The organism is Mesorhizobium sp. M7A.F.Ca.MR.362.00.0.0 (assembly GCF_004023175.1).
Taxonomy (GTDB): Bacteria; Pseudomonadota; Alphaproteobacteria; order Rhizobiales; family Rhizobiaceae; genus Mesorhizobium.
The window spans coordinates 1-8,459 of record NZ_RZTF01000039.1; the positions used below are offsets into that span (position 1 = coordinate 1).

The window sequence follows — 8,459 nt, forward strand, 5'->3', positions numbered from 1 at the left end:
GCATACTCCTGCCTCGCAGGCAGTGGCCAATGTCAGCGCCGATGGAAGCGGTCTCAGCCAGTGGAACGGCTTTGGCGGTTTCGACGGCGACGGGCGGCATTATGTCGTGCGCCTGGCCGGCCGGCGCACGACGCCGCAGCCTTGGATCAACGTCGTCTCCAACGCCTCGTTCGGCTTCCATACCTCCGCCGAGGGCGCTGCCTTCACCTGGAGCCGAAACAGCCGCGACTACCAGTTGACGCCGTGGTCGAATGATCCGGTCTCGAACCGGCCGGGCGAGGGCCTCTATATCTACGATCAAGCCAGCGGCAAGGCATTCTCGCCGCTCGCCGCCATGGTGCGCGATCCCACGATGACCTACGAGGCCTGGCACGGCCAGGGTTTCTCGACCTTCCGCTCGAAGCGCGGACCATTGTCGATGGATCTCACCCATGTCGTCGATCCGGTCGATCCGCTGAAGATCTCGCGGCTGCGCATCCAGAATTCCGGTTCGGTGCCGGCGCGGCTGCGTGTCTATGCCTATGCCGAATGGGTGCTCGGCGGGCACCGGTCGCGCACTGCGGCAACCATCGTCCCGTCGCGGGATGCCGCCAGCGGGGCGCTGCTGGCACAAAACCCCTACGGGCTGGATTTCGGCGAGCGCGTTGCATTCCTCGCGGCTGACGGCGGCGTGCATTCGGTGACGACAGACCGGACGGAGTTCCTGGGCCGGCATGGCTCCAGCGAGATGCCGCAGGCGGTGCTGAGTGGTGCGGCGCTGTCTGGCCGTGTCGAGGCCGGCGACGATCCATGCGCGGCGATTGCCCGCGACGTCGAGATCCCGGCTGGCGGCGACGTGACGCTGCTCTGGCTGCTCGGTGACGCCGAGTCCGCCGAGGAGGCGAGCGCGCTGGTGCAGGAGCATAAGGTCAAGGACTTCGACCAGCGGTTGGCCGACAATGAGCGCGAATGGCGCGGCTTCCTCGACACCATCCAGGTCGAGACGCCTGACAAGGCGCTCGACGCCATGGTCAATCACTGGCTGCCCTATCAGAGCCTGGCCTGCCGCATCCGTGCCCGCTCCGCCTTCTATCAGGCCAGCGGTGCCTTCGGCTTCCGCGACCAGTTGCAGGATACGCTGGCGCTGCTGGCGCATGATCCGCAACTGGCGCGCGACCAAATCCTCAATGCGGCACGGCGGCAGTTCCCCGAAGGCGACGTGCAGCACTGGTGGCTGCCGCGCACGGGTGCTGGCGTACGCACGCTGATCTCCGATGACGTGGTCTGGCTTGCCCACGCCACGGCGCGCTATTTGCTGGTCACCGGCGATGCCACCATCCTCAAGGAGCAATTGGCGTTCATCGATGGACAGCCGCTGGGCGAGGGCGAACACGATGCCTTCTTCACCCCGGAAATCTCGAAGAAGACGGCGTCGCTCTACGACCATTGCGCGCGTGCGCTCGATCTCGCCATCAAGCGCAGCAGCCCCGCGGGCCTGCCGCTGATCCTCGGCGGCGACTGGAACGACGGCATGAACCGCGTTGGCGAGCACGGCAAGGGCGAGAGCGTCTGGCTCGGCTGGTTCCTGCTGAAGACGCTGGGCGATTTCGCCCCCGTCGCCAAGGCCGAGGGCGATGCCAAGCGAGCACAGGCCTGGGCAAAGCATGCCGATGTGCTGAAGCGGGCGCTTGAGAGCACCGCATGGGACGGCGAATGGTACCGGCGCGGCAGTTTCGACGACGGCACCCCTTTGGGGTCTCGCAACTCGCAGGAGTGCAAGATCGACTCGATCGCCCAGTCCTGGAGCGTGCTTTCGGGAGAGGGCGATCCGGCACGGTCGACCACCGCGATGGAGCAAGCAACGAAGCTGCTTGTGGACGACAAGCTGAAGATCGTCAAACTGTTCACGCCGCCCTTCTCGAAGACGGAGAAGGACCCGGGTTACATCAAGAGCTATCCGCCCGGCGTGCGCGAGAATGGCGGCCAGTACACCCATGCCGCCACATGGTTCGTCATCGCGCTCGCCGAGATGGGGCAGGTCGACGAGGCCTATCGCTGTTTCTCGATGCTGAACCCCGTCAACCATGCGACCGACGAGGCCACGGCCGAGCACTATCGTGTCGAGCCCTATGTCGTGGCGGCCGATATCTATGCCGGGGACGACACTGCCGGCAACGGCAAGGGCGGCCGTGGCGGCTGGACCTGGTACACCGGCTCTGCCGGCTGGCTCTACAGGGCTGCTGTCGAAGGCATCCTGGGCATCGAGCGGCGCGGCAAGCGTGTCCAGTTCAAGCCGAAGCTGCCGAGCCACTGGGACGGCTACTCGGCAAATCTCAAAATGCTGGGGGCGGAACTCAAGGTTCGCGTCATCCGCGACAATAAGGCCAAGGCCGTGTCGCTGGAGGTGAATGGGACAAAGGCCAAGGGTTCGGCAGTCGAACTGAAGGACGGCGAAGTTGCCGAGGTGGTCATCCGGATCCCGGCTTGATGCATGTGCTCAAAAACTATGCGCTCGGGCCTGGAATCCGGGGCGCGACTTTTGCCGCCACGGCGGGATGAGAGGCACCGTCCCGCCTGGGGTTGCCGCCTGCCGATTGAAGGACATGCCACCGAGGAGTGCATGAAATCAAAGGCTTGGGGCGTCCGATAGGGGGCGCCACGAGCAGTGAGAGTTGGCCCTTCCTTCGCCTGGAGGGGCGTCATGCAGCTTTGTTTCGTTCTATACTTCATTGAAGGCGATTTCGGCTTAGTCATCCGTCCGACATTGTTGCTGACTAAAATTGTGGCAGCACGTGCCAACTGCCATGATTTCGCCGCATGCCTGACATTTTACCTGTCTTCTCAAACCGTTAGGTGATCACGGCAGATTTCGGAACGTCGCCATCTTTTGTTCGCTCTAAGGGAACTGAAGGGGTACACGGCCATTGTTTTGCGACGTATCAACCGGTACGAATAAAATGATGCAGTGCACAATAAACAGCGTGGCGGAGTAACTGGGGTGACCCTTCTGCAAATCTACTGGCGAGCTCTCGGTTATCTGGCCGCGGACAGGAAACGCGTTGCGTTGATCTGTTCGGCCAACGTGGCTCTCGCCATCGTAGCGCTTCTCGAGCCGATCATGTTCGGTCGCGTCATCGGCGCCATTTCCGAGCGTGGCTCTGTCTTCACCACGCTGGTCATGTGGGCCGGTCTCGGCGCCTTCAACATCGTTGCCTTCGTCATGGTGGCGCGCGGCGCTGACCGTTTTGCCCATGCCCGGCGCAGCGAAGTGCTTTGCGAGTCCTTCGAGCGCGTGATCACCATGCCGCTCGCTTGGCACCATCAGCACGGCACCTCCAATGCGCTGCATACGATGCTGCGCGCCGTCGAAACCCTGTTCAGCCTTTGGCTCGAATTCATGCGCCAGCATTTGTCCACGGCTGTCGCCCTCGTACTGCTGGTCCCGACCGCGATCAGCATGGACCTGCGCATGTCGCTGGTGCTGCTTGGCCTCGGGCTGCTCTATGTCGGCATCGGCCGGATGGTCATGCGCCGCACCAAGGCGGGCCAGGCCGCGGTCGAGCGCCACTACCACAAGGTGTTCGCGCATGTGACCGACTCGGTCAGCAACGTTGCGGTGCTGCAGAGCTACAATCGCCTCGGCCACGAGGCCGATACGCTGCGCCGCTACGTCAAGAACCTGCTCGACGCGCAGAACCCTGTTCTCGACTGGTGGGCGCTGGCCAATGCCTTGCACCGTCTGTCATCGGCAATCTCGATGCTGATCGTGTTGTCGATCGGCTCCTATCTCGTCACTCGTGGTCAGTTGGGTGTCGGCGACGTCATTGCCTTCACCGGTTTTGCCACGATGTTGATCGCACGCCTCGACCAGATGTCGGCTTTCGCAAACCAGATTTCCGAGGCCCGTGCCAAGCTCGAGGATTTCTACCATCTCGAGGACTCCGCGGCTGATGCCGCCGAGCCGGACGGCCTGCGCGATCTTGCCAACGTCACCGGCCATGTCCGCTTCGAGAATGTCGGCTTCGAATTCGCCAATTCCGGCCAAGGCATCGACGACGTGTCCTTCGAGGTGCAGGCCGGCCAGACCGTCGCCATCGTGGGCCCGACGGGCGCCGGCAAGACCACGCTCATCAACCTGCTGCAGCGTGTCTTCTCGCCGTCCCATGGCCGTATCCTGATCGACGGCATCGACACCCGCACCGTGACCCGCAAGTCGGTGCGCCATTCGATTGCCACCGTGTTCCAGGATGCCGGGCTGCTCAACCGCTCGATCGAGGACAACATCCGTGTTGGCCGCGCCGATGCAAGCAATGACGAGATCCATGCCGCCGCCAATGCGGCTGCCGCACAGGACTTCATCCTGTCCAAGAGCAATGGTTACGACACGGTGGTTGGCGAACGTGGCGGGCAGCTCTCGGGCGGCGAACGTCAGCGCATCGCCATTGCCCGCGCCGTGCTGAAGGACGCACCGATCCTGGTGCTCGACGAGGCGACCAGCGCGCTCGACGTCGAGACCGAGGACCGCGTCAAGGAAGCGATCGACGAGCTGCGCCGCGACCGCACGACCTTCATCATCGCCCACCGCCTGACCACCGTTCGCGACGCCGATCTGGTCGTGTTCATGGACAAGGGCAGGGTGGTCGAGATGGGCGGCTTCACCGAGCTGTCGCTGCGCAATGGCCGCTTCGCCAGCCTGCTGCGCGCCGGCGGCCTGCTCAACGACGAGGAGGTTCGCCGCCTCAGCCGCACCGTGCAGCAACAGCAGGAAGCAGCCGCCTGAGCTTCTTTCTCCGACCTCCCCTTGTTGTGGGAGGTCGGACCATAGGTCCGGGTGAGAGTACAGGCACGGCCGCCCCAATTGCGCCTGCGACACCACCGCTCGATTGCCCCGAACGCCGCGGCGGTTTATGTAGAACCGCAGGAGAGACACGACTTCACGCCTGACCGGCTGGATGGATCTCGCCAACCCGACGCGCTTCGTCGGGCTGGCGGACAAGGTCGTGCGGTGGCTGGCCACGATCGCCACACTGATCCTCGCCGTGGGGCTCTATATGAGCTTCGCCGCGCCTGAGGATTTCCAGCAAGGCATAACCGTCCGCATCATGTACATCCACGTGCCTTTCGCCTGGCTGGCCATGATGTGCTACACGCTGATGGCGATCTCGGCGCTCGGCACGCTCGTCTGGCGGCATCCGCTGGCCGATGTCGCGCTGAAATCCGCAGCGCCCATCGGCGCCGTCTTCACCGCGCTGGCGCTGATCACCGGTTCGATCTGGGGTAAGCCGATGTGGGGCACCTGGTGGGTCTGGGATGCTCGGCTGACCTCGGTGTTCGTGCTGTTCCTGATGTATCTCGGCATCATCGCGCTGACCCGCGCGCTCGACGATGCCAGCCGCGCCGCCTGGGCCGCCGCCATCATCACGCTGGTCGGCTTCATCAACATCCCGATCATCAAGTTCTCGGTCGACTGGTGGAACACGCTGCATCAGCCGGCCTCGGTGTTCCGCATGGGCGGCTCCACCATCGACTCCAGCCTGCTATGGCCGCTTCTGGTGATGGCGCTCGGCTTCACCGTGCTGTTCTTCGCGCTGCACCTGATGGCGATGCGCACCGAAATCCGCCGCCGCCGGGTGATTGCCATGAGACGGGTCGCGGCTAGGCAGGCAGAGAGACGCGATTAGGTTTCCCCCTCTCGCCGCTCGAATTGCGACCAGCAGCAACCTTACTCCTGCTTTCGCCTGAACAATGCTGCTGTGTTGCTGTATAGCAACGAGGTGTCCCAAAAGGTCGCCTCGACTTCGTCCGTCCGTTGACATCTTCCCCTGAGCCGAGCTGAGTGCCATTCAGTGTTATTGAGCGGGGAATCGACGATGAAACTGCGTTTGCTGGCTGGGGTATCGATACTCGCATTGGGGCTTGGCTGGAGTTCGGCGCACGCCGCCGATGCTGTCGTCGACGCCCCGAGGGCCGAGGATCTCTGGTATGTCACACTGTTTGGTGGCGCCAGTTTCCCCAATGATGTGAAGACGGACTACGATGGTTCTCGGTATTCAGTCGATCTTAATACTGGCTTCGTGATCGGCGGTGCTGTCGGTCGGCGCATCAACGATGTGTTTCGTGTCGAAGGCGAATTGTCCTACGCGCGCTACAAAGCAAGTTCGTTTAGCGGCAGTTACGACGGTGTTGTCTTCAACTCAGGCGATGCGGCCGGCAATTTGTCAGCGACCTATCTGCTCGCCAATGTCTGGGCCGACGTTGCGCATTTTGGCGATGCCAAGCTCTATGTCGGCGGCGGTATCGGCGCAGCTTATGTTACCGCCGATACCCATTTTGACGGTGACGACTTTGGATATGGGCCTGGCGGCTGGGGTTTCGCCGGCCAGTTGGGAACGGGTGTCACCTATGCGGTGACGCAGAATGTCGACCTCGATTTCGGCTATCGCTTCAAGGCCGTCTCCAACGTCGATCTGGACGACAATGACGGCAGCAATACCTACAAGGATGCCAAATTGTACTCCCACAATCTGCAGTTTGGCGTTATCTACAAGTTCTGATTTGACCGGCCTGTCACAAGCCGCGACCTGGATTTGACGGATGCCGCTTTTGCCCCGCCGGCAACCTCTGGGTCTGCCGGCAATAATGCCAGCCTCCCTTCCGACCGCCGGTGAACCGGCGGAAAAGACATTGCAGCGCGGCATCGACCTGCAACGGCGCAAGCGTTTTCGCGAGGCCGAGTTCTGCTACCAGACGGTGCTTCGCACGCAGCCGAAAAATGCCATGGCGCTGAACCTCATGGGCACTCTGGCCATCGAGGCCGAGCATCATGACGCCGCCATTGCCTATATGGAAAGGGCGGTCAAGCTCGAACCGGGCAACGCTATCTTCCGCAACAATCTCGGCAACGCCTATAATGTCACCGGTGACATCGAGCGCGCCCGCAAACATCTAAAGAAGGCGATCGCGCTCGACGGCCGGCTCATCGAAGCTTTGTGCAATCTCGGCCGGTCCTACCGCAGCCAGCTCGAGGGCGACGTCGCCGAAGGTTTCTATCGCCGGGCGCTGGCGGTCGACAGCCAGTCGCTGACGGCCCTTGCCGGTATGGGCGATCTGCTCACCGACATCGGCCGGCAGGCCGAGGCGGTCGAATGTTTTGGCCGCGCGCTTGCCATCGACCCGAGCCATGTCGAGGCGCTGGCCGGAATGGCGCTAGCGCGCCGGGCGGTCAAGGACGATCCAGCGTTGCCTTTAATACGGGCTCGCCTGGAATTGCCCATGACAACCGATCGCGAGCGGGTGGTGCTGCACCACGCCGCCGGCAAGATGCTCAACGATCAGCGCGAGTATCGCCTGGCCATCCGCCATTTCGCGCAGGCCAAGGCAATTTCCGGCAATGATTTCGACATTGACCGGCACACCCAGCTTTACGACAGCTTCATCGACACTTTCGATGCCGACTTCTTCGCGGCGCGGCCAAAATTGGGAAATCCGTCGAGACGCCCGGTCTTCATCGTCGGCATGCCACGGTCGGGAACAACGCTGACCGAGCAGATATGCGCCAGTCATCGCGACATCTATGGCGCGGGCGAACTGCCGACCATTCGCTCGTTGGCCGGTGAACTCGGGTTCGACAAACTCGATCCTTCTGTCTTCACCAAGGCTATGGCGGCGCTCACTCCGGCCAAGGCGAAAGTGCTTGGCTCGAAATATCTTGACGATCTCAACAAGCGCAACAGCAAGGCGCGGCTGGTCGTCGACAAGATGCCGCACAATTTCGAACTGCTGGCCTTCATCAGCCTCATCTTGCCAAATGCCCGCATCATCCATTGCCGGCGCGACCCGATGGACAATTGCACGTCCTGTTTCATGCATAATTTTTCCGAAGCGCATGGCTACAATGCCGATCTGAACAAGCTGGGGCAGTATTACCGGCAATATGACCGCTTGATGCGCCATTGGGCCAAGGTCGTCCCGCTTGATATCCACGACATGCCCTACGAAGAAACGGTGGCCGATTTCGAAAACCGAGCGCGTGGATTGATCGGGTTCCTCGGGATTGAATGGGACGATGCCTGCCTCCGTTTCCACGAAACCGAGCGCACGGTGCGGACGCCGAGCCGCTGGCAGGTGCGCCAGCCGATCTATTCATCCTCGGTCGAGCGCTGGAAACTCTACGGCGACGCCCTCGATCCATTGAAAGCGGCGCTGGGTCCAGTTCTTCAACGCTGAGTGGCGTTCAGTTCGGGCGCGTCGGTCTCACCCCATCCTTCCGCGCGCCGCCACCAGCAGCGTTTCCAGCACCTTGTCGCCGTCGACCAGATTGACCTCGTTGAACAAATTGGTGACGACGCAGCAATGGTCGGGTACGACACGCACGCGCTCGCCGATGCGCAGCTTGCCGTCGCCCGAAAGCGTGACGGTGCCGTGCTCCTCGCTCAGACTGGTCACCCGCGCTCCCGACACGCCGAGCAACTCGCCGAAAT

5 protein-coding genes and 1 pseudogene are annotated in these 8,459 nt (G+C 62.5%); 5 read left to right on the forward strand and 1 reads right to left on the reverse strand.

Annotated elements, in window-relative coordinates:
- From EOC06_RS08235 to EOC06_RS08255, 5 genes are all read left to right on the forward strand, one after another.
- Positions 1 to 2,467 (forward strand): glycosyl hydrolase family 65 protein (locus EOC06_RS08235; RefSeq protein WP_368773585.1); only part of this gene is annotated, 2,467 nt, incomplete at its 5' end.
- 510 nt (positions 2,468 to 2,977) lie between these two features.
- Entirely contained in the window at positions 2,978 to 4,759 is a 1,782-nt protein-coding gene (locus tag EOC06_RS08240) for a glucan ABC transporter ATP-binding protein/ permease (RefSeq protein ID WP_127267279.1), read from the forward strand.
- A gap of 172 nt (positions 4,760 to 4,931) precedes the next feature.
- Positions 4,932 to 5,660, forward strand: coding sequence for a heme ABC transporter permease (locus EOC06_RS08245; protein ID WP_128307485.1), 729 nt, complete (start codon positions 4,932 to 4,934; stop codon positions 5,658 to 5,660).
- A gap of 189 nt (positions 5,661 to 5,849) precedes the next feature.
- Positions 5,850 to 6,533, forward strand: a complete 684-nt coding sequence (locus EOC06_RS08250) for an outer membrane protein (RefSeq protein WP_127267277.1) — start codon at positions 5,850 to 5,852, stop codon at positions 6,531 to 6,533.
- Between the two features lie 85 nt (positions 6,534 to 6,618).
- Complete coding sequence (locus EOC06_RS08255; protein ID WP_245469400.1) at positions 6,619 to 8,205, forward strand: sulfotransferase; 1,587 nt, start codon at positions 6,619 to 6,621, stop codon at positions 8,203 to 8,205.
- A 27-nt stretch (positions 8,206 to 8,232) separates the two neighbouring features.
- Here EOC06_RS08255 and EOC06_RS41985 read toward each other — a convergent pair.
- Positions 8,233 to 8,459, reverse strand: a pseudogene (locus EOC06_RS41985) (D-TA family PLP-dependent enzyme); the annotation flags it as partial.